This window comes from Nonomuraea sp. NPDC050310, assembly GCF_040655795.1.
Taxonomy (GTDB): domain Bacteria; phylum Actinomycetota; class Actinomycetes; order Streptosporangiales; family Streptosporangiaceae; genus Nonomuraea.
The window spans coordinates 53,526-78,047 of record NZ_JBFAKP010000021.1 but is presented as its reverse complement, the minus strand read 5'-3'; the positions used below and the strand labels follow the sequence as shown (position 1 = coordinate 78,047).

Genomic DNA, 24,522 nt, shown 5'->3' with positions numbered 1-24,522 from the left:
CGGATCAGGCGGGTACGGCGGAGCCCAGCGGGAAGTGGCAGGCCACCTGGTGCGTGTCACCGGCCAGCGGTGGCTCGGTCGCGCAGATGTCCTGGGCGAGCGGGCAGCGGGTGCGGAACCGGCAGCCGGACGGCGGGTTGAGCGCGCTCGGCAGTTCCCCGCGGATGGTCGTGTCCGGGCTGGGCGTGCGGCCTGGCTCCGGCGCCGGCACGGCGTCGAGCAGGGCCCGGGTGTACGGGTGGCGCGGGTGGCGGACCACCTGGTGCGCCGGGCCGACCTCGACCAGCTTGCCCAGGTACATCACGCCGATCCGGTCGGCCATGTAGTCGACCACGGACAGGTCGTGGCTGATGAACACGTACGACAGGCCGAGGTCGCGCTGCAGGTCGCGCATGAGGTTGAGCACCTGCGCCTGGACCGACACGTCCAGCGCGCTGACCGGCTCGTCGGCCACGATGAGCCTCGGGTTCAGCGCCAGCGACCTGGCCAGCCCGATGCGCTGCAACTGCCCGCCGGAGAACTCGTGCGGGTAGCGCTCCAGCGCCCGCCGGGGCAGCCCGACCTGGTCGAGCAGCTCGCTCACCCGGGCCCGGCGCGAGGCGGCGTCGCCCACCTGCTGGATCTCCAGCGGCTCGGTGAGGATGGCGTCGATGCGCATGCGCGGGTTCATGGCCGCGTAGCTGTCCTGGAACATGAGCTGCACCTGCCGGTGCATGCCGTGGCGGGCGCGGCGGTCGAGCACGGCCAGGTCGGCGCCGTCCACGACGATCCGGCCGCCGGTGGGCGCTTCGAGGCCGGCCACCAGGCGGCCGACGGTGGACTTGCCGCAGCCGGACTCGCCCACGATGCCCAGCGTCTCGCCCGGCTGGACGTCGAACGACACGCCGGCCACGGCGCTGACCCGGCCGGCCGCGCGGCGCAGGCCGGCGCCGCCCGCCTCGTACTCCTTGACCAGGTCCCGCACGGTCAGGATCGGCCCGGCGGTCCCGGCCTCGGCCGCGACCCTGGCCGTCCCGGCCGAGGCCGTGATCGCGACGGGCTCGGTGACCGGGTGCAGGCAGGCGTAGTCGTGCCCGTTCCCCGCCTCGATCAGCCTGACGTCGGTGGTGCGGCACTCGTCGGTGGCCATGCGGCAGCGCGGCGCGAACCGGCACCCGGTCAGCGGGCGCGACAGGTCCGGCGGCAGGCCGGGGATGCTGTACAGCCGGCCGTCCTCGGCCGACTCGGGCAGGGCCCGCATCAGCGCCTCGGTGTAGCGGTGCCGCGGCGCGCGGAACAGCTCGGCCGTGGTGGCGGTCTCCACCACCCGCCCGGCGTACATGACGGCGACCCGGTCGGCCCGCCCGGCGATCACGCCCAGGTCGTGGGTGACCAGGATCACCGCCATCTTGAACTCCTCGCGCAGGTCGTCGATGAGTTCGAGGATCTGGCGCTGGGTGGTGACGTCCAGGGCGGTGGTGGGCTCGTCCGCGATGAGCAGGCGCGGCGAGCGGATCAGCGCCATGGCGATGACCACGCGCTGGCGCATGCCGCCGGAGAGCTGGTGCGGGTAGTCGTCGACGATCTTGTCGGGGCGGGGCATGCCCACGCGCCGCAGGATCTCCACCGCCCGCTCGCGCGCCTCGGCCTTGCTCACGCCCTGGTGCACCCGCAGCGGCTCGGCGACCTGGGCGCCGATGCGCATGGTGGGGTTGAGCGAGGTGAGCGGGTCCTGGAAGACCATGCCCATCTCGACGCCGCGCACCCGGCGCAGCTCGGCGTCCGCCAGGCCGCGCAGGTCGCGGCCGTCGAAGAGGATCTCCCCGCCGACGACCCGGCCGCCGGTCGGCAGCAGTCCCATGATCGACAGCACGGTCATGGTCTTGCCGCTGCCGGACTCGCCCACCACGCCGAGCGTCTCGCCCTGCCTGACCTCCAGGCTGACCTGGTCGAGCGCGTGTACGGTGCCCCGCCGCAGGGCGATGTCGGTGCTGAGGTCGCGCAGCCGCAGCAGCGGCTGGTCGGGTGCCTCCATGTGCGAAAACCTCCTGCTAACGCCGCCGGAGGCGGACCTCGAAGACGTCCCTCAGGCCGTCGCCGATGAAGTTGAAGGCGAGGACGATGAGGATGATGGCGATCCCCGGCGGGTACAGCAGCCACCAGTGGCCGCTGAAGGTGTCCGACAGGCCGTCGGACAGCATGCCGCCCCAGTTGGCCGCGGGCGGGGGCACGCCCAGGCCGAGGAACGACAGGTAGGCCACGTACAGGATCGCGTCGGCCACCTGGAAGGTGGCGTTGACGATCACGGTGCCGATGGCGTTGGGGATGATGTGCTTGCGTACGGCCCGCCCGCCGGTGCCGCCCATGCCGCGCATGGCCATGACGTACTCGCGGGTGCTCAGCGTCAGCGCCTCGCCGCGCACCAGCCGCGCCGGGCCGAGCCAGGCGAACGCGCCGATGATGACGATGAGCATCGGCACGGTCGGCGTGACGATCGAGGCCATGAGCATGAACAGGAACAGCGCCGGGATCGACATCATCGCGTCGACCACCCGCATCATGACCGCGTCCACCCAGCCGCCGGCGAACCCGGCGATGGCGCCCCACACGGTCCCGACCACGGTGGCCAGCAGGCCGGCCGCCAGGCCGACCACGATGGAGGTCTGGCCGCCCAGCATCAGGCGGCCGAGCTGGTCGTAGCCGACGCCGTCGGTCCCCAGCGGGTGACCGTCCACGCCGGGGGCCAGGAAGACCTTGGTCAGGTCGGTGTGCACCTGGTCGGTCGCGTAGAAGAGCGGCCCGAGGAAGCAGAAGGCCGCCAGCAGGACGAAGATGCCCACGCCCACGAGGGCCAGCCGGTTCTCGCGGAAGACCTCGAGGCCCTGGCGCCACATCCCGCCGACGGGCGCCTCTTCTTGCTCAGTGGTCATGTACGGCCTGCCTTGAGTCGCACCCGCGGGTCGACCGCGGCGTAGAGCACGTCGGCGACCAGCGCGCCGACCACGGTGGCCACCGAGATCAGCAGCGTGACGCCGAGCAGGATGGGATAGTCGCGCTTGAGCGCCGCCTGCCAGAACAGCAGCCCCATGCCCGGGTAGTTGAACAGCCGCTCGACCACCAGCGCGCCGCTGAACAGCGCGGGCAGGTACATGCCGAGCAGCGTGATGACCGGGAACAGGCCGTTGCGCAGCGTGTGCCCGACGATCACCCGCCGCTCCGACAGGCCCTTGCTGCGGGCCGTACGGACATAGTTCTCGTTGAGGTTGTCCACCATGGACGAGCGGATGTAGCGCGAGTAGACGGCCACCGTGAGGATCGCCAGCGTGAGCGTCGGCAGGACCAGCCCGGCCGGGTCGGCCAGCACCTCGGCCATGGTGAAGCCCTGCGGCGCCTCGGGCGGCAGCACCGGCCACACCTGCGAGAACAGGATGATCATCATGAGGCCCATGAAGAAGATCGGCGTGGCGTAGGCCAGCAGCGACAGCCCGTTGATGGTGTAGTCGGGCCACCGGTTGCGGCGCACCGCCTGGATCACGCCCAGCGGGACGGCCACCACGACCGCCAGCAGGGTCGAGGCCAGCGACAACAGCATGGTCTTGGGCAGGCGCTGGCTGAGCGCCTCGGCCACCGACTGGTTGAGCTGGAAGGAGTAGCCCAGGTCGCCGCCGGCCAGCCGCCGCAGGTACAGCGCGTACTGTTCCCACAGCGGCCGGTCGTAGCCCATCTCGTGGTTGAAGGCGGCGATCTGCTCCAGCGTGGCCTCCTTGCCCAGGATGGCCCGCGCCGCGCCCCCGGGCAGCAGGTGCAGGATCACGAACGTGATCAGCGTCACCAGGATCACGATGACCAGCGCCTGGCCCAGGCGGGTGAGGAGGTACCGGGTCAAGGTCAGCTCTTCCAGGACCAGTCTTGGAAGTACATCAGGTTCATCGGGTCCTGCGGCTCGACGCCCTGGAGCCCCGACTTGTAGGCCGAGATCTGGTAGACCGGGTTCGGCATCCAGAGCACCGGCAGGTCCTTGGCCAGGAAGTCGTTGTACTCCTGCAGCGCGCCGGCGTCCGCGGAGAACTGCGCCTTCTCGATCAGCGCGTCGGCCTCGGGGTTGCTGTAGCTGCCGAGGTTGACCGGCGCGTCGGTCTGGAACAGGCGCTCACCGGAGGCGAAGGCCGGGTAGTACCAGCTGCCCTGGGAGCCGAAGAACGACATGTCCCAGTCGCACTTGGACTCCTCCGGCTTGCAGGCCGGGGTGACCGCGACGGAGTCCGGGACCTCCTTGATGGCAAGCTGGACGCCGACCTTGGCCATGCTCGACTTGATCTCGGCGAACATCTTCGAGGTGGCGGCGAAGCCGGACTGGCTGGTGACGGTGAAGCTCAGCGGGGCGCCCTTGGCGATGCCCTCACCGCACAGAGCGGGGTCCTCGCAGGTGGTCTGCCCGTCGGGGGTCACCTTCCAGCCGTGGCTCTCCAGCAGCTGCTTGGCCTTGGCCGGGTCGAACGGGTAGACGCAGCCCTGGCCGCCGGGCGTGCCGGGCTTGGCCGGGACCGGGCCGCAGGTGGGCGAGGCCATGCCGGACCAGATCACCTTGCTGATGGTGGGCTGGTCGACGAGCATCTGCAGCGCCTGGCGCAGGTACGGCTGCTTGAACAGCGCGCCGTTCTTCGGGTTGTTGAAGTTGAGCTGCAGGTAGGTGATCGACCAGCCGTACCAGGGGGCGATCTTGTAGCCCTTGGACTCCAGGTAGGGGCGCTGCGAGAGGTTGGCCGGCGGGACGTAGCCGTAGTCGATCTGCCCGGCGCGCAGCACGTTGAACTCGGCGTCGTCGCCGGTGAACGGGCGCAGCACGATCTTGTTCAGCTTGGGCTTGTCAGGACCGGAGTAGGTGTCCTGCTTGGCCAGGACGACCTCGCCGCTGGGCACGTAGCTCTGCAGCTTCCACGGGCCGCTGGTGGTCTTCCACAGCGGGTTGGTGGCGTAGGTCTTCGGGTCCTTGGCGGCGGCGGTCAGCTCCTCGAAGGTCTTCTTGGGGTCGCCCTTGTCCCAGGCGTGCTGGGGCAGCGGGACGATCCGGTTGAGCTGGTTGCCGACGAACCAGGCGGCGTTGTAGGCCTTCTTGGTGGTCAGCGAGAAGGTCTTGCCGTCCTTGACCTTGAAGTCGGCGATGTTGTCGGGGAAGCCGCCGGGCCGGTAGGAGGCCCACTTGTCCTTGTTCGTGGTGACGAGGTCCCACCAGAACTGGATGTCCTTGGTGGTGATCGGCTTGCCGTCGGACCAGGTGTTGTCCTTGAGCGTGATGGTCAGCGTCCTGCCCTCGTCGCTGACGGCGGGCGGCTCGGCCAGCGAGCGCTGCGGGTCGACGTTGTCGGCGCTGGACCCGTCGAGCTTGTAGGCGTACAGCTTGCGGTACAGGGCGGTGGAGAAGATGTCGTTCTCGCCCTGCGTGAAGCCGGGGGCCGAGATCGGCAGGATCCAGTTGGGCGTGCGGAAGGCCACGGTCACGGTGTCCTTGCCCTGCGCGCCGCCCTGTTGCGAACTGCTGCCGGCGCCCGCGCTGCAGGCGGTCAGGCCGAGTCCGATCGCCACCACGCCGCACACGATGCGGGTTCTCGTCCCCATGGTTCTCCTCGTCGAGACGCGGGTGTGCCCTCCAGGGGCCGTTCAGCCGGAGAATGTATAGAGGCACAAGTCCTAAGTCAATGCGAAAAATCCACTTTGTTCAGTCGGCTTTTTTCGGGATAGAGTCCGCGGCGGAGACATCTTTCGGTGATCGTCTTCGTGCTCGATGATGGACACCAACGTGTCCGTCAGGGAGGAGAGGTATGTCGGAGCCCGCCAATCTGCGGGAGCAGGCGCTGGGCCTGTTGGCCAGCGGCAAGGCCACCTCCCGCGCGGACTTGGTGGAGACCCTGCAGGTGGCTCCATCGACGGTCTCCAGCGTGGTGCGCCGCCTGCTGGAGGAGGGCACGATCCTGGAGGAGGGCGTCGGCGTCTCCACCGGAGGGCGCCGGCCCAAGATCCTCCGGCTGCGCGAGGCCGGCGGCGTGTTCGCCGTGGCCGAGCTCGGCGCCCGGCACGCCCGCGTCGGTCTCTGCTCGCCCGCCGGGGTCCTGCTGGCGGCCGAGGAGTCCCCCGTCGACATAGGAGCAGGCCCGAAGGCGATCTTCGACGAGGTCACCGCGATCTTCGAGCGCCTCAGGAGCGCCCAGGCGCCGGACCAGCGACTCCTGGCCGTCGGCATGGCCCTGCCCGGGCCCGTGGAGTTCCCGCACGGCCGGCTCATCGGCCCGGCGCGCATGCCCGGCTGGAGCGGCTACGACGCCCAGACCGACCTGCGCGACCGCTTCGACGCGACCGTGGTCGTCGACAACGACGCCAAGGCCGCCGCGATCGGCGAGCACGTCGCCCGCCGCGAGGCCGGAGACATGATCTACGTCAAGGCCGGCACCGGCATCGGCGGCTGCCTCGTCAGCGGCGGCCAGGTCTACCGCGGCGGGCGCGGCCTGAGCGGCGACGTCACCCACGTGCGGGTGGCCGACAGCGGCGAGCGCGAGTGCTCCTGCGGCAGCCGCGGCTGCCTGGAGACCGCCGCCAGCGGCGCCGCGCTCGCCCGCGAGCTGGCCGGGCGCGGACTGCCGGTGACCAGCACGCGCGACGTCATCGCCGCCACCGTCAACGCCGACCCCGCGGTGGTCACTCTGGTACGGCATGCGGGCCGGCTGCTCGGCGTCGCGCTGTCGGGACTGGTCAACTTCCTCAACCCCGACAGCGTCGTCATCGGCGGCTCGCTGTCGAGTCTCGACGTCTACGTGGCGGCGGTCCGAGGCATGCTCTACGAGCGCTGCCTGCCGCCCCTGACCCAGACGCTGTCCATCGAGGCGAGCCTGGCCGGCCGCGACGCGGCACTGATCGGGCTCGGCCGGCTCCTGCGCGAGTCGGCCGACCTCCGCCCGGCCTAGCACCTCCCCGAGCGAACTCGTAGAAAGCAGAAAGCAGCACCGTGTCCTTGCGCATCGCCATCTGCGGCATCCACATCGAGTCCAGCACCTTCTCCCCGCACCTGAGCGGCGCGGCCGACTTCGACGTCACCCGGGGCCAGGCCCTGCTCGACCGGTACGGCTGGCGCGGCGACGCGTGGGCCGCCGACGTGGAATGGGTGCCGCTCGTGCACGCCCGCGCCCTGCCCGGCGGGGCCGTCGAGCCCGCCGCCTACGACGCGTGGCGGGCCGAGATCGTCGAAGGCCTGGCCGACGGCCGCTTCGACGGCGTGCTGCTGGACATCCACGGCGCGATGAGCGTCGTGGGCCGCCAGGACGCCGAAGGCGACCTGATCACCGCGATCCGCGAGGTGATCGGCGCCGAACCCCTCGTGTCGGCGGCCATGGACCTGCACGGCAACGTCTCCCCCACCCTGTTCGCCGGCTGCGACCTGCTGACCTGCTACCGCACCGCGCCGCACGTGGACGTGTGGGAGACCCGCGAGCGCGCCGCCCGCAACCTGGTGGACGCGCTCCGCCTGGGCCGGCGCCCGCACAAGTCCCTGGTGCACGTGCCGATCCTGCTGCCCGGCGAGATGACCAGCACCCGCGTCGAGCCCGCCCGCGGGCTGTACGCGCGCATCCCCGAGATCGAGGCCAGGCCCGGCGTCATCGACGCGGCCATCTGGATCGGCTTCGCCTGGGCCGACGAGCCGCGCTGCACCGGCGCGGTCGTCGCCACCGGCACCGACGCCGCCGCCACCGAGCAGGCCGCCCGCGAGCTGGGGCAGGCGTTCTGGGACGCCCGCGACGACTTCGCCTTCGTCGCGCCGGCGGCCACCATGGACGAGTGCCTGGACGCCGCGCTCAAGGACGGCGCGGCCCGGCCGTACTTCATCAGCGACTCCGGCGACAACCCCGGTGCGGGCGGCGCGGACGACGTCACCTACGCCCTGGAGCGGATGCTGGCCCGGCCCGAGATCGCCGGCGGATCGGTCCGCGCGGTCTTCGCCTCGCTGTTCGACCCCGAGGCCGTGGCCCGCATCGGCCACCTGCCGATCGGCTCGCCTGTCGCTGTGCGCGCCGGCGGCCGCATCGACTCGCGCCCGCCCGGGCCGCTGCTGCTGGAGGGCGTCCTGGAGGCCGTGGCCGACGACCCGGACGGCGGTCGTGTGGTCAGCGTCCGCATCGGCGGGCTGAGCGTGTTCCTCACCTCGCGCCGCATGCAGTACCGGCTGCTGGAGTCCTACCGGCTGCTGGGCGTGGACGTCGCCGAGGTGGACCTGGTCACCGTCAAGATCGGCTACCTGGAGCCCGAGCTCTTCGAGGCGGCGGCCGACTGGATGCTGGCCCTCACCCCCGGAGGCGTGGACCAGGACCTGCAGCGCCTGCCGTACCGGAACCTGCAGCGGCCGATCTTCCCGCTGGACGCCGACGCTGCGCTGAGCTCTTAGCGGAGGAAGCCGCGCCCCGGCTTCCGGGTCATCGTGCGGGGCCGGCCACATCATCGCCGAAGACTGCCGCGAGGGCCTTGCCGACCAGGCCCGGCAGATCGGTCCGCCCGTCGTCCTCGGCCCAGCGCACCATCGCCGTGTGCAGAGCGGCCAGGCACGCACTGGCCGCCGCCTGCGCCTCGAACGCCGCGTCGGGGTCGGCGTCGCCATCCTCCAGAGCACCGAGGATGGCCTGCTGAAGGGCGTACTGGTTGTCCAGATGCCTCGCCCGCAGCGCAGGCGTCGCGATCATGAGCTGCAGGCGGACGAGCAGGAACCGCCGATCCGCCGCCGCGTCGTCGCCGGCCAGGGCGGCGGCCGCCGCGACGAGCGCCCCACCGATGCGGCGAACCAGGGGCTGACCGGCGGGCGAGGCGGCCACCCGCTCCGCGATCAGCTCGCCGTACTGGTCGCTCAGCACGAGGTCTTCCTTGGTCGGGAAGTGCCGGTAGACGGTCATGGGCGACACACCGGCCGCCTCGGCGACGTCGTTCATGGTCGTCGCGTCATATCCGCGCTCACGGAACAGCCGGGTCGCATGCGCCTGGATCGTGCGCTGCGTCTGCACTCGTCGTCGCGCTCGCAGGGTTGAGGGCTCCTCAGGCATGTGATAGACACTACCACCGCGATAGTGACTACCAATCAGGTAGTCACTAACAGACGGGAGCGGCGGCGCACATGGACGACCTGAACGGCAGAACCGCCTTGGTGACCGGAGCCTCTCGCGGCATCGGCCAGGCGATCGCGACCCGGCTGGCGGCCAGGGGCGCGACGGTGATCGTGCACTTCGGCACGGACGAGGACGGCGCGAAGGCGACGGTCGCCGAGATCGAGCGCGGCGGCAGCATCGCCCTCGCCGTCCAGGCGGAGCTGGGCGTGGACGGCGACGTGGACCAGCTCTTCGCGGGAGTCGAGGCCGGCCTGGCCGGACGGCCGCTCGACATCGTCGTCAACAACGCCGCGGCTCCACCCGCCGGCCCGCTCGGAACCACGACCCGGGCCGAGTTCGACCACCTCTTCGCGGTGAACGTCCGGGCACCGTACTTCATCATCCAGCGGGCGCTGCCCCTGATGCGCGACGGCGGACGCATCATCACGATCTCGTCAGTCGCCACCCGCATGGCCAACCCCGCCCAGACGTCCTTTGCCATGACCAAGGGCGCCGTCGAGACCATGACTCTGACCTTGGCCAACGAACTCGGCGTCCGCGGGATCACCGTGAACGCGGTCGCCCCCGGCGCCACCAGAACGCCCGCCAACTCCGCCGTCTTCGAACCGCCGGGTTTGGCCGCTTTCATCGCCGGATCGACCGCGCTCGACCGTCTCGGCGACGCCGGCGACGTCGCCGACGTGGTCGCGTTCCTCGCCTCCGACGCCGCCCGCTGGATCACCGGCCAGACCGTCGACGCCAGCGGCGGCCTGTTCCTGGGCCCACGCACCTGACGCCGCGGCCTCGGCACCGTGCCTGCTCCTCCCGGCTCAGATCCCCCTGCCAAGGACGCGGCCGGGCTGGCCGGTCAGACGCAGGGGATGCTGTAGGGGCGGCTCTGCGAGACGACGGTGCCGTCGGTGCCGAGGACTTCGAGCCGCCACACACCGGACCCGCCGTCAGCCGAGAGCCAGGTCCTGCTGACGTTCCGCCGGCCGGCGCCGGCGAAGGACAGGGACGTCCACGCGTCTCGCGTCCACACCCCTTCCAAGCTGTCGTAGCGGGCCCAGGCGTAGGACAGGGTGCGCATGGCGCTGCTCTCGACGTAACCCCTCATCACGTACTTGTACGGCGTGCCGGTGCGGCAGTTGCCGGCGGTGCGGGTCATCTCGGTGAACTCAGCGCTCACGCACACCGTCCGGTAGTACTCCTGCGTGTTCGCGCCTGTCATCGGGGCGGGGGTGAGCACCTGCACCTGGATCGAGCTGCCCCCGTCGTACTGCGGGACGGGCTGGCGCTCGAAGGGCGCGCTGACGGTCTTGGTGCCGGGCTCGGTGAAGACGATCTCGCGCTCGTCCCCCAGGCCGCCCGGCAGGGGCCGGTCGTCGTAGGCGCTCCAGCGGTAGCGGACCGTCTGCGCGATCGGCGAGCTGATCTGGGCACTGACGGTGTGCACGACATCGGTGCCGCAGCGGCCGACGTAGATCGGGGCGGGCTGGATCTGCGGACGGCTGAGGACGGGGTCGACGCACGAGACCTGGTAGGAGACACTCGCCTGGGCCTGGTTGGCTCCCTTGACGATGAGCGTCCGGGTCCGGGGGCCGAAGCCGTCGTAGTGTCTGATCATCCCCGTGACGGCATGCGTTCCGGCCTCGGTGAAGACGATGTGGTTCCACTGCGCCCAGACGTCGGCCCATTGGTAGGTCACCAGGCCGGGACCGTCGGCGGTGATCGTGGCGGTCGTGGTGAACGGCACGCCCGGCGCGCACACGCCGGCGTACGACGGCGGCTGGACCGCGCCCGCCACCACCGACACCGTCGGACGCTCCTCCTCCAGGGCCCCGGCCTCGGCCCGAGCCGGAACCGCCCCGGCCAGCAGCAACGCGGCCACCGCCGTCAAGACACTCCATACCCGCATGTCTCGTCCTTTTCCGAAGGGTAGGAGGCGATCATTCGTGGGTGGACTTGCGGCACGATGGGAACCCGCTTGGACCGGCCCACCCCCTCCCACATCAGCCACGAACCTCGACCAATTCGCGGTAGCCAGCGCGCCGCGGCGGCCCGCAGCGTTCCCGGTTTTGTCGGACCCCCGGAGTAGGGTCCGAGAAGGTTCCCGACGTGGAAGGGGTCTACACCGGCATGATCACGCACACGCTCAAGACCGACGAGGCCGACCTCGTCTACGACGTCCGCGGCCCGCTGCCCACGGCGGACGGGCGGCCGCCGTTGTTCATGATCGGTCAGCCGATGGACGCCGCCGGCTTCACCTCGCTGGCCGAGCACTCCGCCGAGCGCACGGTGGTCACGTACGACCCGCGCGGGCTCGGCCGCAGCGTGCGCAGGGACGGCAGGGTCGACCACTCGCCCACCACCCAGGCAGCGGACGTGCACGCCGTCATCGAGGCGCTCGGCGCGGGGCCGGTCGACATGTTCGCCAGCAGCGGAGGTGCGGTGACCGCGCTCGCGCTCGTCGCCGCGTACCCGCAGGATGTCGTCACGCTGGTGGCGCACGAGCCGCCGCTCGTCTCGCTGCTGCCGGACGCCGAGGCGGCCGAGCGGGCGGGTGCGGCCGTCCGTGAGGCGTACCAGAAGAGCGGCTGGGGCGCCGGAATGGCGGCGTTCATAGCGATGACCCAGTGGACGGGCGAGTTCACCGACGCGTACTTCGCCCAGCCAGCGCCGGATCCGGCCGCTTTCGGGATGCCGGTCGAGGACGACGGGTCGCGCGACGACCCGCTGCTGTCCGACCGTTCAGCCGCGGTCGCCGGCTACCGGCCCGACGTCGAGGCGCTCGCCGCGGCGCCGACACGGGTCGTCATCGCCGTGGGCGAGGAGTCCGCGGAGACGCTCACCGGCCGCACCGCGGTGGCCACGGCCGAATTCCTGGGCCAGGAGGCCACGGTCTTCCCGAGCCACCACGGTGGTTTCATCGGCGGCGAGTACGGCTACGCGGGCCAGCCGGAGGCGTTCGCGCGCAAGCTGCGCGAGGTGCTCAACGGCTGAGCGGTCACCGGCTCAGCCGCGACAACGCGGACGACATGTGCTTGAGCCGGATCCCGTTGACCCGCCCCCGTACCGGTTCGAGCACGATCGTCGCCGCGTCCTGCGGCACGTGCCGCAGGTCATGGGTGATCAGGATCGTCGTCCGCCCGGCCATCAGCCGGCGCATCGGCTCCATCACCCGGGCCGCCGTCGCCGCGTCCAGGCCGGTCATCGGCTCGTCGAGCACCAGCACCGGCGAGTCCCGCAGCAACGCCCGGGCGATCGCGATGCGCTGGAGCTGGCCGCCGGACAGCAGCCGGCCCCGCTGCCCGAGCGGTGTGTCGTACTTGTCGGGCAGCCGGTTGATGAAGTCGTGTGCGTCCGCCAGCTTGGCGGCCCACACGACCTCCTCGAAGGTCGCCCCCGGCTTGCCGTACGCGATGTTGTCGCGTGCCGTACCCGAGAACAGCAGGTTCTCCTGCTGCAGGATGGTGATCTGGTCGCGGAGCGAGGCGCTGGTGAAGTCGCGGATGTCCGTGCCGTCCAGCAGGATCCGGCCGCCGGAGGGCTCGTAGAAGCGCAGCAGCAGCTTGGCCACCGTCGACTTGCCGGCGCCGCTCGGGCCGGTGAAGACGATGGTCTGGCCGGGTTCGACGGTGAAGGACAGATCGGCCAGCGTGGGCCTGGTGCGGTCAGGGTAGGTGAAGTCGACGTGCTCGAACGTGATCCGTCCGGCGACGGGGCCGGTCAGCGGCCTGGCCGTCGGGATGTCGCGCACGCCGGGGCGGGCCTCGAGCACCTCCATCACGCGGTCGGAGCCGGCCGCGGCCTCGGAGACGTTGAGCGCCAGCTCGCCCAGGCTCTGGACGGCGGGGTAGAGGAAGGCCAGGTAGGCGGCGAACGCCAGCAGACCGCCGATCGTCAGGCGGCCGGCCGCGATCTCCCACGCGCCGAAGCCCAGGATGATGATCATGCAGATGGTTTCCAGCACCTGTACGGCGGGGCCGTACAGTCCGGAGAGCCAGGCCTGCGACATGTTGGCCCGCAGCCAGGTCTCGCCCTGCCGGTGCAGGTGGCTCGCCTCGGCGTCCTGCCGGTTGTAGGCCTGGACCAGGGTCTGGTTCGACAGGCTCTCCTCGATGACGCTGTTCATCATGCCGTTGCTCTGCCGCTCGCGCGCCGCCGCGACCCGGAACTTGGCGGCGAACAGCTTGGAGATGATGATGAAGCCGGGGACGAGCGCGAACGTGATCAGCGCGAGGTCCCAGCGCACGATGAACGCGGCCGTGGCGAAGACGATCACGCTGACGACCGTCGTGAACGCCTTGATCAGGCCGGAGCCGACCAGCGTCTCGATGGCCTCGATGTCGTCGGTGAGCCTGGCCATCAGGTCGCCCAGCCGCCGGTTGTTGAAGAAGTCCGGCGTGAGCGTCTGGACGTGCGCGAACACCCGGTCGCGCAGTCTGAGCAGGAAGCGCTCGGCCGCCAGCGCCGTGACGTAGGCGCCGCCGAAGGCGGCCAGTCCCGCCAGTACGGCGAGGCCGAGCCAGGTGAGCGCCGGAGTCCAGAAGGCGCCCAGGTCCTGCCGGGCGAGCACCTCGTCGGTGATGACGGCGAACAGGCCGATGGCCGCGACCTCGCACAACGCGGCCACGATGGCCAGGACGCCGCCGAGGACGAACAGCCGGCGAACGCCTCGCGTGTCGGGCCAGAACTCGGCGAAGGCCCTGCGGATCAGGACCGCGGGCGCCAGTTCCGGACCGTGCGACGCCGATCGCGCCCCCGGCCGAGCAGAGAGGGAGAGCCGACGGGAAATCCGCCGACCCTCCCCAGTGGTGGCTACCACCACCACCTCCGTCGCCTGCATCCGCAGAAGTAGCGACGGCGACGACAGCGTCTCCGCCGGCGGCCCCAGCCGCCCCATCCCCAGTCATCCCAGTGATGCGTAGGGAAACTGACAGGAGCCATGATTCCCCTCCTTTGAGCGTGCACCCACACGAAGGTGCGACGTTTGCCGACAAACAGGACGCTAACAGTCGCTCGGGGCGATATCGCGCTTTGTGGGAGTATTTGGGCAGAGGTTTGAGGTCGGGGCTCTGGGCGGTGTGTTCCATAAACGGCCCGGAAACGCGAATCGGGCGCTGTGGCATGCGATCGCGTGCCCTGCCCTCGCTGGGCGGAAGGTCGTTCTGGTCAGCGTTTCCGGCCGCTAGACAGGGCTGGCGTAAAGCCGAAATAAATAGATGAGGTGGTGTCCAATGCGCGCGGCAAACCCACCTATGTAAGCCGCCCGCTGCACGCCATTCCCGCGGCCTACGGGACGCGCCCGACCGCGTGGGGACTCGGTGCTCTTAAAGCGCCGGTTAACGGCCGCCTGACCCCCGCCTAACTCCCACCTGACCGCGCGAACCTACCGGGCCAGGGCCGTACGGAAACCCGGGAACCGGTCCGGCCGGACCCGACCAGGGAACCCACGCTCGCCACCGGTCGAGGGGTGCGGATCATGCGGATGCGGTCGGCTGGTCCCGCGTATAGTGGGGCTAAGCCATACAAAAGCGTCTATATCCGTTCTATGGGAGGCAGAGCCCCTGGCTGAGGGCTTGCTGTTGTGACGAGTCTGAGTAGCGACACGGGACGACACGTCCTTGAGACCGTGTGGCACCGCGCCCCCTTCCCCGTCCTGGTGACGGACGCCGCAGGCGTCATCGTCCAGGCCAACGACGCGGCGCTGGGGCTGCTGCCCGGCGCTCTTCCCGGTACGGCGCCGGCCGATACGGGCGCCGCCTGGCTGTCCGACGGCCGGGCTGAGGGAACGTGGGCGCGCGGGCTCATCGGGCAGACCCTGTTCGAGGCTCGCCCGGTGCGCGAAGGCGACCTCACCGTCTGGTGGCTCGTAGACGTCACCGGCCTCGACCACACCACCCAGGCGCTCCGCGTCGAACGCGAGCGGACGGCCTTCCTCGACCAGGCGTCGAGCGAGCTGCTGTCCTCGCTGAACCTCGACCGGTGCATGGAGGTGACCGCCCGGCTGGCCGCCCGCCACCTGGCCGACGCCGCCATGGTCATCCTGCCGCCGCATCGGCACCGGTACCCGCTGGCCTACTGCGGCCCGGACGGCGTCGTCGTCCGCGACGAGGCGCTCGTCGATCCGGCGACCGTACCCGGCCTGGCCGAGGCTCTGCAGGGCTACCCTCCCCTGCCGTCCCGCTGGATCGACCCCGCCGCCGCTCCCGGCTGGCTGACCCGCGACGGGCTCCACGAGGTGGGTTCGATGGTGGTGAGCGCGCTGCCCGGCCACGGAGTCCCCGCGGGCGCGCTCGTGCTGCTGCGTACCAGCGAGCACGCCTGCTTCTCCGAGGGCGAGGAGGTCTTCGCCCGGCTGTTCGCGGCCCGCGCGGGAGCCGCCATGTCGGCCGCCCGCCTGTACGCCGAGCAGACCCGCATCACCGAGACCCTGATGCGCGAGCTGCTGCCGCCCCGCGTGGGGCACCTGCAGGGCGTCGAGTTCGCCGCCCGCTACCGGCCCGCCGAGGACGCCGCGCTGGTCGGGGGTGACTTCTATGACGTCCATCCGGCGGCGGAACCCTGCCAGGAGACGCTTGCCGTACTCGGCGACGTGGCCGGCAAGGGCCTGGAGGCCGCTGTGCTCACCAGCAAGATCCGGCACACCCTGCAAGCCCTGCTGCCGCTGGCCGGCGACCACCAGCGGGTGCTCGAACTGCTCAACGGCGTACTGCTCAAGGGCGGCACCAGCACCCGGTTCGTCACGCTCGTCCTGGCGTCCATCCAGCGCACGGGCGACCGCGTCCGCCTGCGGGTCACCAGCGCGGGACACGCCCCGCCGCTCATCATCCGCAAGGACGGACGCGTGGACGTGGCCGACACCAAGGGCACCCTCATCGGCATGATCGACCGGATCAGCAGCGTCACCGACACCGTGGTGCTCGAACCCGGCGAGACCTGCCTGCTCTACACCGACGGCATCACCGAGGCGAAGGGCGGCCCGCTCGGCGACGAGATGTTCGGTGACGAGCGGCTGATGGAGGAACTGCGGCAGTGCGCCGACATGCCACCCGAGGCGATCACCGAACGGGTGGAGATGTTGTCCTCTCAGTGGGTAGGGGGCGGCGCTCACGATGACATGGCCGTCATCGCCATCACAGCACCGCGCGGAGTCCACTGAGCGCGAGGGGGGACGAGGATGACGGACGCGGACAGGTTCTCCGCCTGGCGCGAGAAACTCTGGAGCGCCGCCGTGTCCGGCGACGAGTACGCCGCCACCGACGCCGCGCTGGCCGCGCTCGACCAGGACCTCTCCCTGGAGAGTCTGCTGCTGGAGGTCGTCGCCCCCGTACAGGCCAGGGTGGGCCGGGAGTGGGAGAGCAACCGGATCACGGTCGCCCAGGAGCACACGGCGACCGCCGTCAACGAACGGGTGCTGGCCGCGCTCGCCCGCCACCCGTCGGCCCGCGCCGCCGCGAGCGGCCCCACCGCGGGACGGATCGCCGTCGCCTGCATCGACGGCGAGTGGCACGCCATGCCGGCCCGGATCCTGTCGGAGGTGCTGCGGCTGCGCGGCTGGCAGGTCGACTACCTCGGCGCCCAGATGCCGACCCCGCAGCTCATCTCCCATCTGCACCGCACGGCCTGTGACGTGGTGGCGTTGTCCAGTTCCATCCCGACGCGGCTGCCCACGGCACACGCCGCGATCACCGCCTGCCAGGCGACCGGCACGCCGGTGATGGTCGGCGGCGCCGCGTTCGGGCCGGACGGCCGCTACGCCCGGCTGCTCGGCGCGGACGCCTGGGCCCCGCACGGTCGCGCCGCCGCGGACCGGCTCGCGGCCGGCCCGCTGCCCCGCCCGCCCGCCGCCCGCCTGGCCGTGGACGACCTGCCGCATCTGGAGGACCAGGAGTACACCCTGGTCAGCCGCTCGGCCCGGTCCCTGGTCAGGGAGGTCATGGCCGGTCTGGAGGCCCGCATCCCCGCGATGGCCGACTACACCCCGCGGCAGCGCAGGCACACCGCGGAGGACGTCGCGCACATCGTCGACTTCCTGACCGCCGCGCTGTACGTGAACGATCCCGAGTTGTTCGGCCGCTTCCTCGCCTGGACGGCCGGCGTCCTGAGCGCCAGGGGCGTCCCCGCCGTCTCGTTGCTGCCCGCCCTCGAGATCCTGGGCGGGCGGCTGGAGGACTTCCCGCGAGCCTCGGCCCTGATCGTTCACGGGCGGGACACCGTACGAGCGGCCTCCCCCGAGATCAGCACCGTCCCCGTCCGTGGAAAGAGCACATGACCACCTCCGCCCCTGATCCGCTCAGCCTCGTCCTGACCTCTCCCCGACCCGGTACGGCACGCCTGACCATCGACGGCGACCTCGACTACAACACCGCGGACGAGCTCATGGCCGCCGCCCTCGCCGCGCTCGACGGCGCCGAGCTGAGCGATCTGTACCTCGACTGCGGCGGCATGGGGTTCTGCGACTCCAGCGGGCTGGCCACCCTGCTGCGGATCCACCAGCGCGCGGGCGCGGCCGGGACGCGGCTGCACCTGGAGAAGCGCCCCCTGGTGCTGGAGCGGCTGCTGGACATCAGCGGCACCTACGAATACCTCACCGGCGCCCCGGCGACGGACACCTAGGTCCACGGGGCTTCTACCAGCATCTATGCGAGATCCGATATCGGCCGTCTTTTGATATCGATATTGGACAGCATCTCTATCGTGTGATGATCTTCTGCGCATGAAGAAGGCACTCCCCCAAGCCCTCCGCTCCGGGCTGGGCGTCATCGTCCTCACCTCGCTCACCCTCCTCGGCGCTCCCGTGCCCGGGGGCATCGCCCATGCCGACGTCCCCGTCATCGCCACGGTCCGGCCGGACACGACGGTGCGCGACGACCTGCGCGCGGTGTTCGACAAGGCCGGGGTCCGAGGCACGTTCGCGCTGCTGGACGTCTCGGCCAGGACGACCACCGTGGTGAACCGCAAGCGAGCCGAGACGCCGCTGGTCCCCGCCTCCAGTTTCAAGGTCCCGCACGCGCTGGTCGCGCTGGAGACCGGCGTGGTCAAGAGCCCCGACGAAGTGATCCCGTGGGACGGCACGCCGCAGCCGTTCCCCGAGTGGGAGCAGGACATGAGCATGCGCGAGGCCGTCCGCGTCTCCAACGCCGCGGCCTTCCAGGTGATCGCCCGGCGGATCGGCCTCCAGCGCGAGCGGCAGTGGTTGCACCGGCTGGGCTACGGCAACCGCGAGACCGGGACGGTGGTGGACCGGTTCTGGCTGGACGGGCCGCTGAAGATCTCGGCGGTCGAGCAGAGCCGGTTCATGGCCCGCCTGGCCGCCGAGCGCCTACCGGCCGGCCGCGAGCACCAGCGGACCGTCCGTGACTTGATCCTGCAGGAGAGCAAGGACGGATATGCGCTGTACGCCAAGTCAGGGTGGCAGAACGCGCCCGGGCCCGGCACGGGCTGGTGGACCGGGTGGGTGGAGCGCGCCGGTCGCACGTACACCTTCGCCTTGAACATCGACATCGCGAAGGACGGCGACGCCGCCAAGCGCGCCACGCTGGCGCGGGAGCTGCTGCAGCGGCTGAACGTCCTGCCCACGGCATAAGGGTTACCCGTCGTCGTTACGGCGGGCCGGCGCGGGCTGGCCGGGCCCGCTGCCTGCCGTACTTCCTGGACCCCTTCCAGGGCCGGGCCACCGGTCCTGTCTAAGCTCAAGCCCATGGCACTGGAATGGGAACAGATCATCGTCGACTCCGCCGACCCCGTCGCTCTCGGACGCTGGTGGGCGGAGGCTCTCGGCTGGGTCGTGGTCGACGAGACGGACGAGATCATCGAGATCCGGCCCGAGCCGGACCGGCTGCCGGGGCTGCTCTTCGTGCCGGTCCCCGAGGGCAAGACGTCGAAGAACCGGCTCCACCCCGACTTCCGCCCCGACGACCAGGAGGCCGAGATCGCCCGGCTGCTCTCCCTCGGCGCCCGGCGCGCCGACACCGTGCAGGACGAGCAGCACTGGGTGACCCTCCTCGACCCGGAGGGCAACGAGTTCTGCATCCTGGGCGAGCGGAAGCACTGAGCCGGCAGCGCGTGTTGCTCGGGTCCCTACCGCCGGAGGCCGGTCGTCGCCGGATCGGCGGAAACGGCGGGGGTCCGGGGCCAGGTCCACGCGGAGCGCAGGACCAAGGCCAGGAGCAGCACCTCGATGCCGATGGAGAGGCCGTAGAAGGAGGCCCACTCCCAGGACTCCCCCAGCGCGTTGATCACCGAGTAGGGGATGTAGAGCGCTGCCACGACCAGGTTCACGGTGCGGTTCACCCGGGCTGGAAGCGTCATGGAGAGCATCACCATCAGGCTAGGGATCCCCACGGACGCGACGAACATGGTCAGCAACGCCGGGCTGATGGTGAACCCGAAGACCACCCCGGCCTGGATGTCGGCGAGGGTGCCGGGCTTGTAGAGGTGGAAGTAGTCGACGTAGATGTAGAGGAACATGAAGCTGGTCCACGCGGCGGCGAGCTTGGCCTGCACGGGGATCGGCGGGTTGGCGAGCAGGGTCGGGGTCTTCGTCCGGACGGTCATCGGTCCTTCTTTCGTATCGGGAGGAGACGCACTTTCGTATCGGGAGGGGACGCACGGAATTCGGTCGCTCTGACGTCGGTCCGGTCGTCAGACGGTGACGACGACCTTCCCTCGGGTGTGGCCGGCCGCGACGTGCCGGAGGGCGTCGGCCGCTTCGTCGAGGCGGTAGGTGCGGTCGATGACCGGCCTGACCTGCCCGGTCGCGAGCAGCTCGGCCAGGGTGAGCAGGTCCTGGCGCTTCTCGACCGACAGGAAGGGCTTCAGCCGCTGCCGGGTGAACCCGGACAGCACGTGCGCCCTGACGATGCGGCCGAGGGGACCGAACCAGCGCCCGCCGCGTCCGCTGTTGGGGATGAGGGTGCCGGTGGGCGCCAGCGCCCGGCGGACAGCCGCCAGTGGCTGGGCCTCCACGTTGTCGAGGATGACGTCGTAGCGCTTCCCGGTGCGGGTGAAGTCGGCCTGCGTGTAGTCGACGACGTGGTCGGCCCCGAGCGACCGGACCAGGTCGACGTTGCGCGTGCTGCACACGCCCGTCACCTCGGCGCCGAACGCCTTGGCGATCTGTACGGCGAAGCCGCCCACGCCGCCCGACGCGCCCGTGACCAGCACCGCCTGGCCCGGTCGCACGTTCGCGACGTCGCGTAAGGCCTGCAACGCCGTCGTGGCCGACGTGGGTACCGCCGCCGCCTCCACGACCGGCAGGTCGGCGGGCACGGGCACGAGGTGGTCCGCCGGGACGCAGGCGTACTCCGCGAGCGTTCCGGCGGTGCTCCAGCCGAACACCTCGTCGCCGGGGCGGAGCGCGGTGACCTCCTCCCCGACCGCTGCCACCACGCCGGCGAGGTCCCTGCCCGGGATCCCGTGGCGCGGCCGGCGGAGCCCGAACGCCAGGCGCACCACGTACGGCTCGCCGGTCAGGACGAAGTAGTCGCCGGGATGCACCGAGGCCGCGCCCACCTGGACGAGCACCTCGCCCCGACCGGGCACCGGTCGGGGCACCTCGGACGATCGGAGCACCGAGGGCGGGCCGTAACGGTGGTGGACGGCGGCCCGCATCATCCCCGGCCCCAGGCGTGCTCCGGCATTCGCTTCGTGTTCTCCCACAGAAGCCCCCTCACCGCGTTCGTACGCTGTACGTCGTACGCTGTACTATTATCGTACGTTGTACTATTGTCAAGCCGTCGAGAGCGAGGAGACCCGTGCCTGCGAGGGAACACCGCCAGATCGCATCAGACACGGTGCTGAGCAAGCAGCGGGTGGTGACCGAAGCGGTCCGGCTCGCCGACAGCGAGGGGGTCGACGGCCTGAGCATGCGCCGCCTGGCCGGCGCGCTCGGCGCGGGCGCGATGTCGCTCTACCACTACGTGGCGAGCAAGACGGAGCTGCTGGACGCCATGATCGACGCCGTCTTCGAGGAGATCGAGCTCCCGCCCGAGGAGGCCGACTGGCAGACGGCGATGCGCCGGCGGGCGGTGTCCGCCCGAGAGGTCCTCGCCCGCCACCCGTGGGCGATCGGCCTCATGGAGTCACGGACCACGCCGGGCCCCGCGAACCTCCGCCACCGCGAGGCCGTCACCGCCTGCCTGCGGAGAGCCGGCTTCCCGATCCTGATGGCGACGCACGCCAACTGGCTGCTCGACAGCTACGTCTACGGCTTCGCCCTGCAGGAGGCCAGCCTGCCGTTCGACACCGCCGATGAGCTCGCGAACCTGACCGAGGACGTCTTCCTGCCCCAGCTTCCTCCGGACGAGTTCCCTTACCTCAACGAGTCCGCCGCGGCGCTCGTCGCCGCCGGCTACGACCCCAGGGAGGAGTTCACCTTCGGCCTCGACCTCGTCCTGGCCGCCCTCGAACCCCTGAGAACCTCCGCCTAGCGACCCTCACGAACCGCCGCCGGCCCGACGCCTCAGACGCCGTCCAGGAGCCACCGCAGCATGGCAGGCGTGGCAGCGAAATGACCGGCGTGACCCGCGTTGTCCGCCTCGATGAGCGTCGCGGACGGGATGCGGCCCGCCAGCCACCGCCCGTGCGTCACCGGGACGACCGTGTCCAAAGACCCGTGCCAGATCCGCACCGGCACACCGATCACCGCCGGATCGAACCCCCACGGCAGGCCGTACAGGGCGAACTCATCATCGATCCACCCCTCCTTGCCGGGCCGTACGGCTTCCGCGAAAGCCGCACCGAGCATGGCCTGAACCTCGGGCTGGGCCAGAACCGCCTGCTCGGCGGGCGGCAGCAACGCAGCGGGGCTGTCGCTCTCCTCGTCCTCGGCGAACAGCTTGACCAGAGCGTCCCTGCCGACCAGCGCAGCCTCGGAGGAGCGACGGTTGCTCTCCATCATGCCGCCCGTCCAGTCCAACCCCTGCGCGTCACACGGCGCCAAGCTCGCCAGTGACGCGGCGCGCGTGACGCGGTCCGGATGGCGAGCGGCGAAGGCGAGCGCGTGCGGACCACCTCCGGAGACCCCGAACACGGGGAAGCGGTCGAGTCCGAGGGCGTCGGCGATCGCGCGGATGTCGTCGGCGGCATCCACCACCCGGCGTCCGCCGTGCGGCGTGGACCGCCCGAAACCGGGCCGGTCATAGGTGATCAGCCGAATGCCCAGCTCGGTGAACAGCTCAGGGTGCGGGTAGCGCGCCAGACGGCTCATAGGCGTGCCGTGGGTGTACACGACTGGCCTGCCGCCGGGCTCCCCCCACTCCTCGACGGCCAGGGTACGGCCGTCGGCCGCCTTCACCTCACGCACGCTCGAACTCCTTCGCCACGCATTCTGCTGCCACCCACGCTAGCGGGCCCTTGCCAGGAGGATGCGGCCCGAACGCGCCACAAAGCGGACGAGAGGCGCCATCCACATAAGCTCGTCGTTGTGATCGAGGGCACCGTGTCGACCCAGCTAACCCGGCTACTGGCCGGCGCCGCAGGCGCGAACGCCGCACTGGCGCCCTTCGCCGGCGAACTCCACGACGACCTGGTGCGAGTGCCCGCGTCCCTCACCGACTCGCTCTGGCAGGAACTGACCGGTGTCACCGCCGCTCAACTCGTCCGCGCCCTGCCCGACCAGGGCGTCGGCCTGTGGAGCCAACTGTTCAGCGGCGGCGAGACCCTCCTGGACGGCCTGCGAGACGCCGCCCGCTACCTCCCCCTCCTCGCCGACCCGGCCACCGAGTCGATCGAGGTGATCGACAACGGCGAGCTGACCACCGTACGCCACAGCTCCACCACCCGCCTGCCTCCGGCAGTGGCCGCCACCCGGATCGAGTTCGGCCTCGGCGTAGTCCTCGAACAGCTACGCCGCGCCGCCGCCAGAACCGTCACACCCCGGCACGCCGGGTTCACCCATGCCGCCCCCCGGCATCACGACGACCTCGTCAACCTGTTCGGCAGCGGAAACCTCGCCTTCGCCGCCGAATCCAACACCTTGACCTTCCTCACCGCCGACCTCACCACGCCTCTGCCATACGTCAGACCCGGCCTGGCCACGGTGCTACGTCAGCACGCCAACCTCGTCCTGCGTGCCGTACGCCCAGCCTCAACCTGGCACGACAAATTCCGCGCCGCCGTCACCGCCGCGCTCCGCGACGGCGACTGCTCCTTGCGTACGGTCGCCACCCGCCTGTCCCTCAGCCCCCGCACACTGCAGCGCCGCCTGACCGAGCAAGGCACCACCTGGCGGACCGAACTCGAGACAGTACGGCAGAGCAGAGCGGTCCGCCTGCTGCAGAACACCGACCTCACCGTCGACGCCATCGCCGACCGAGTCGGTTACAGCGACGCCCGGTCCCTGCGCCGCGCCACCCAGCGCTGGCACGGCACCTCACCACGCACCGTACGCGCGAAGTCCACCCGAGCAGGACCCACAGTTGTCCCAGGTGCGTAAGCTGCCGGTCCGTCCTCGGCCGACCGAAGACGAACCAATCTCTGCCCCCTTCGGAAGGCTCTGATCGGCGAGGAATCCACCGCGACCCGAGAGAAGTCGAGCGCGTCGGCTGCGCGCAGCCAATCGAGCACGACCTGGTGCAGGCAGCACGAACAAGACGCCCAGCAACGCCAGCCGGTCATCCAGCCGCCTGTGCCTCGGATGACGGAAACGGCGCCGACGCTTCGGCAACAAGGCAGCGGCTACATCGAGAGATCAGAGCACGTGTTCGCGTCGCCGGTCGCCAGACTCACGGCCAGGTGCGTAGTCGTCCGTTCCGGCGACATCCAAGGTGGCCCCCAATTGCCGGCCAGCCCTTGCTACGGTTGCGAAGCAATCTGATCACGGTCCACGGGCATCCGATCATCGTCCTGGCATGGTGCGGTGGCGCGGCTTCGGAAGGGGTCGATATCTCCCACCACGAGGACGCCGCGGGCTCGCGGAGCACCATGCCCGGGCCTTCGTCAGCAGCGACAGTCGTGGACGACGTGGACTTCATCGCACCGGCTCTGCGCGGGCAGAGCGCGTCCGTCCGCCTGGACGCTCCAGATGATGGCTGGGCGGTGGAGCCGAAACCGTTCGTGCTGCACCCGGGGGTGCTTTATCACGCGTTCGGCTACCAGGGGCGAGGCACCACCCAAGTCAACACCAACCATGTCAGCTTCTCCGCCGAGAGCGTGGCAAAGCTCAAGCCGGGATGGGTGCTGGTCCAGCGGTACAACGAGAGACGGTCACCGCCCGCGTGGGACGACGCTGCGATCACGCGGGAAGAGTTCGACCGCCAAGGCCAGGATCCGGCCAACTGTCAATGATCGGTTGTCTTCGTAGCTGCCACCCCTCCAGTGCGCGCACTGTTGTTTCAGTGGCCGCTGGGACACCCATGGCGACGTGGCGTCGCCAGCCCGAGAGTCTGGCTCAGCGAGCAACCTGGACCGCTTCAAGAGA

General features: G+C 70.8%; 22 protein-coding genes and 1 pseudogene. 12 read left to right on the top strand and 11 right to left on the bottom strand.

The annotated features are described in order from the left end of the window. Window positions 1–4: 4 nt before the first annotated feature. Genes AB0I67_RS34320 through AB0I67_RS34305 form a run of 4 tightly spaced genes read right to left on the bottom strand, consistent with a single transcriptional unit; the run spans window position 5 to window position 5,595 of the window. Window positions 5–2,014 carry an ABC transporter ATP-binding protein gene (locus AB0I67_RS34320; protein ID WP_357932329.1) on the bottom strand — a complete coding sequence of 670 codons (2,010 nt, stop codon included), beginning with the start codon at window positions 2,012–2,014 and terminating at the stop codon, window positions 5–7. Between the two features lie 16 nt (window positions 2,015–2,030). Then, window positions 2,031–2,909: an ABC transporter permease gene (locus tag AB0I67_RS34315; protein ID WP_357932326.1), complete on the bottom strand. Its 879-nt coding sequence runs from the start codon at window positions 2,907–2,909 to the stop codon at window positions 2,031–2,033. Further along, entirely contained in the window at window positions 2,906–3,865 is a 960-nt protein-coding gene (locus AB0I67_RS34310; RefSeq protein ID WP_357932323.1) for an ABC transporter permease, read from the bottom strand. Before AB0I67_RS34310 ends, AB0I67_RS34315 begins: the two co-directional genes overlap by 4 nt. A 2-nt stretch (window positions 3,866–3,867) precedes the next feature. Continuing rightward, entirely contained in the window at window positions 3,868–5,595 is a 1,728-nt protein-coding gene (locus AB0I67_RS34305) for a peptide ABC transporter substrate-binding protein (protein WP_357932320.1), read from the bottom strand. A 203-nt stretch (window positions 5,596–5,798) separates the two neighbouring features. Here AB0I67_RS34305 and AB0I67_RS34300 point away from each other — a divergent pair, with 203 nt between their 5' ends. Both AB0I67_RS34300 and AB0I67_RS34295 read left to right on the top strand, forming a co-directional pair. Beyond that, a complete protein-coding gene (locus AB0I67_RS34300) occupies window positions 5,799–6,935 on the top strand; it encodes an ROK family transcriptional regulator (RefSeq protein ID WP_357932317.1) in 1,137 nt (378 codons plus the stop codon). Window positions 6,936–6,976: 41 nt separating this feature from the next. Next, a complete protein-coding gene (locus AB0I67_RS34295; RefSeq protein WP_357932315.1) occupies window positions 6,977–8,407 on the top strand; it encodes a M81 family metallopeptidase in 1,431 nt (476 codons plus the stop codon). A gap of 28 nt (window positions 8,408–8,435) precedes the next feature. Here AB0I67_RS34295 and AB0I67_RS34290 read toward each other — a convergent pair whose 3' ends face one another. Then, the gene (locus tag AB0I67_RS34290; RefSeq protein ID WP_357932312.1) at window positions 8,436–9,053 is read right to left on the bottom strand and encodes a helix-turn-helix domain-containing protein; all 618 of its coding nucleotides are present in this window, start codon (window positions 9,051–9,053) and stop codon (window positions 8,436–8,438) included. 71 nt (window positions 9,054–9,124) lie between these two features. On the opposite strand from AB0I67_RS34290, the gene AB0I67_RS34285 reads away from it, so the two are divergent. Next, window positions 9,125–9,889, top strand: a complete 765-nt coding sequence (locus AB0I67_RS34285) for an SDR family oxidoreductase (protein ID WP_357932309.1) — start codon at window positions 9,125–9,127, stop codon at window positions 9,887–9,889. Window positions 9,890–9,963: 74 nt separating this feature from the next. Here the strand turns inward: AB0I67_RS34285 and AB0I67_RS34280 are convergent, their stop codons facing one another. Beyond that, on the bottom strand, window positions 9,964–11,013 hold the full coding sequence (locus tag AB0I67_RS34280) for a hypothetical protein (RefSeq protein ID WP_357932307.1): 1,050 nt from the start codon (window positions 11,011–11,013) through the stop codon (window positions 9,964–9,966). A gap of 200 nt (window positions 11,014–11,213) precedes the next feature. Between AB0I67_RS34280 and AB0I67_RS34275 the strand changes: the two genes are divergently transcribed. Beyond that, window positions 11,214–12,098, top strand: a complete 885-nt coding sequence (locus AB0I67_RS34275; RefSeq protein ID WP_357932304.1) for an alpha/beta hydrolase — start codon at window positions 11,214–11,216, stop codon at window positions 12,096–12,098. Window positions 12,099–12,102: 4 nt separating this feature from the next. Here the strand turns inward: AB0I67_RS34275 and AB0I67_RS34270 are convergent, their stop codons facing one another. Then, window positions 12,103–13,923 (bottom strand): ABC transporter ATP-binding protein, encoded by a 1,821-nt coding sequence (locus AB0I67_RS34270; RefSeq protein ID WP_357932301.1) that lies wholly within the window; start codon window positions 13,921–13,923, stop codon window positions 12,103–12,105. 807 nt (window positions 13,924–14,730) lie between these two features. Here AB0I67_RS34270 and AB0I67_RS34265 point away from each other — a divergent pair. From AB0I67_RS34265 to AB0I67_RS34245, 5 genes are all read left to right on the top strand, one after another. Next, on the top strand, window positions 14,731–16,260 hold the full coding sequence (locus tag AB0I67_RS34265; RefSeq protein ID WP_357932299.1) for a PP2C family protein-serine/threonine phosphatase: 1,530 nt from the start codon (window positions 14,731–14,733) through the stop codon (window positions 16,258–16,260). Window positions 16,261–16,278: 18 nt separating this feature from the next. Further along, window positions 16,279–17,373 carry a cobalamin B12-binding domain-containing protein gene (locus AB0I67_RS34260; protein ID WP_357932296.1) on the top strand — a complete coding sequence of 365 codons (1,095 nt, stop codon included), beginning with the start codon at window positions 16,279–16,281 and terminating at the stop codon, window positions 17,371–17,373. Further along, window positions 17,370–17,717 (top strand): STAS domain-containing protein, encoded by a 348-nt coding sequence (locus AB0I67_RS34255; protein ID WP_357932293.1) that lies wholly within the window; start codon window positions 17,370–17,372, stop codon window positions 17,715–17,717. Before AB0I67_RS34260 ends, AB0I67_RS34255 begins: the two co-directional genes overlap by 4 nt. A 100-nt stretch (window positions 17,718–17,817) precedes the next feature. Beyond that, window positions 17,818–18,687, top strand: coding sequence for a class D beta-lactamase (gene blaOXA / locus AB0I67_RS34250; RefSeq protein ID WP_357932291.1), 870 nt, complete (start codon window positions 17,818–17,820; stop codon window positions 18,685–18,687). Window positions 18,688–18,801: 114 nt separating this feature from the next. Beyond that, window positions 18,802–19,155, top strand: a complete 354-nt coding sequence (locus AB0I67_RS34245) for a VOC family protein (RefSeq protein ID WP_357932289.1) — start codon at window positions 18,802–18,804, stop codon at window positions 19,153–19,155. A gap of 26 nt (window positions 19,156–19,181) precedes the next feature. On the opposite strand, the gene AB0I67_RS34240 is transcribed toward AB0I67_RS34245, so the two are convergent. Both AB0I67_RS34240 and AB0I67_RS34235 read right to left on the bottom strand, forming a co-directional pair. After that, a complete protein-coding gene (locus tag AB0I67_RS34240) occupies window positions 19,182–19,658 on the bottom strand; it encodes a DUF6326 family protein (protein WP_357932286.1) in 477 nt (158 codons plus the stop codon). Window positions 19,659–19,745: 87 nt separating this feature from the next. Next, window positions 19,746–20,645 (bottom strand): NAD(P)-dependent alcohol dehydrogenase, encoded by a 900-nt coding sequence (locus tag AB0I67_RS34235; RefSeq protein WP_357932283.1) that lies wholly within the window; start codon window positions 20,643–20,645, stop codon window positions 19,746–19,748. A 251-nt stretch (window positions 20,646–20,896) separates the two neighbouring features. On the opposite strand from AB0I67_RS34235, the gene AB0I67_RS34230 reads away from it, so the two are divergent. Beyond that, window positions 20,897–21,532: a TetR/AcrR family transcriptional regulator gene (locus tag AB0I67_RS34230; RefSeq protein WP_357932280.1), complete on the top strand. Its 636-nt coding sequence runs from the start codon at window positions 20,897–20,899 to the stop codon at window positions 21,530–21,532. A gap of 32 nt (window positions 21,533–21,564) precedes the next feature. On the opposite strand, the gene AB0I67_RS34225 is transcribed toward AB0I67_RS34230, so the two are convergent. After that, window positions 21,565–22,407 carry an alpha/beta hydrolase gene (locus tag AB0I67_RS34225; RefSeq protein WP_357932277.1) on the bottom strand — a complete coding sequence of 281 codons (843 nt, stop codon included), beginning with the start codon at window positions 22,405–22,407 and terminating at the stop codon, window positions 21,565–21,567. Window positions 22,408–22,527: 120 nt separating this feature from the next. Between AB0I67_RS34225 and AB0I67_RS34220 the strand changes: the two genes are divergently transcribed. Beyond that, complete coding sequence (locus AB0I67_RS34220; RefSeq protein ID WP_357932274.1) at window positions 22,528–23,538, top strand: helix-turn-helix domain-containing protein; 1,011 nt, start codon at window positions 22,528–22,530, stop codon at window positions 23,536–23,538. A gap of 38 nt (window positions 23,539–23,576) precedes the next feature. On the opposite strand, the pseudogene AB0I67_RS34215 reads toward AB0I67_RS34220, so the two are convergent. Beyond that, window positions 23,577–23,681 (bottom strand): annotated as a pseudogene (locus tag AB0I67_RS34215) (IS5/IS1182 family transposase); the annotation flags it as partial. A gap of 375 nt (window positions 23,682–24,056) precedes the next feature. Here AB0I67_RS34215 and AB0I67_RS34210 point away from each other — a divergent pair. Further along, window positions 24,057–24,389, top strand: a complete 333-nt coding sequence (locus tag AB0I67_RS34210) for a hypothetical protein (RefSeq protein ID WP_357932271.1) — start codon at window positions 24,057–24,059, stop codon at window positions 24,387–24,389. Window positions 24,390–24,522 lie beyond the last annotated feature (133 nt).

Coding starts and splice junctions, on each gene's coding strand:
- AB0I67_RS34290 (WP_357932312.1), bottom strand. CDS start 9,053: ATGCCTGAGGAGCCCTCAACCCTGCGAGCGCGACGACGAGTGCAGACG.
- AB0I67_RS34260 (WP_357932296.1), top strand. CDS start 16,279: ATGACGGACGCGGACAGGTTCTCCGCCTGGCGCGAGAAACTCTGGAGC.
- AB0I67_RS34300 (WP_357932317.1), top strand. CDS start 5,799: ATGTCGGAGCCCGCCAATCTGCGGGAGCAGGCGCTGGGCCTGTTGGCC.
- AB0I67_RS34245 (WP_357932289.1), top strand. CDS start 18,802: ATGGCACTGGAATGGGAACAGATCATCGTCGACTCCGCCGACCCCGTC.
- AB0I67_RS34305 (WP_357932320.1), bottom strand. CDS start 5,595: ATGGGGACGAGAACCCGCATCGTGTGCGGCGTGGTGGCGATCGGACTC.
- AB0I67_RS34285 (WP_357932309.1), top strand. CDS start 9,125: ATGGACGACCTGAACGGCAGAACCGCCTTGGTGACCGGAGCCTCTCGC.
- AB0I67_RS34280 (WP_357932307.1), bottom strand. CDS start 11,013: ATGCGGGTATGGAGTGTCTTGACGGCGGTGGCCGCGTTGCTGCTGGCC.
- blaOXA (WP_357932291.1), top strand. CDS start 17,818: ATGAAGAAGGCACTCCCCCAAGCCCTCCGCTCCGGGCTGGGCGTCATC.
- AB0I67_RS34320 (WP_357932329.1), bottom strand. CDS start 2,014: ATGGAGGCACCCGACCAGCCGCTGCTGCGGCTGCGCGACCTCAGCACC.
- AB0I67_RS34255 (WP_357932293.1), top strand. CDS start 17,370: ATGACCACCTCCGCCCCTGATCCGCTCAGCCTCGTCCTGACCTCTCCC.
- AB0I67_RS34240 (WP_357932286.1), bottom strand. CDS start 19,658: ATGACCGTCCGGACGAAGACCCCGACCCTGCTCGCCAACCCGCCGATC.
- AB0I67_RS34315 (WP_357932326.1), bottom strand. CDS start 2,909: ATGACCACTGAGCAAGAAGAGGCGCCCGTCGGCGGGATGTGGCGCCAG.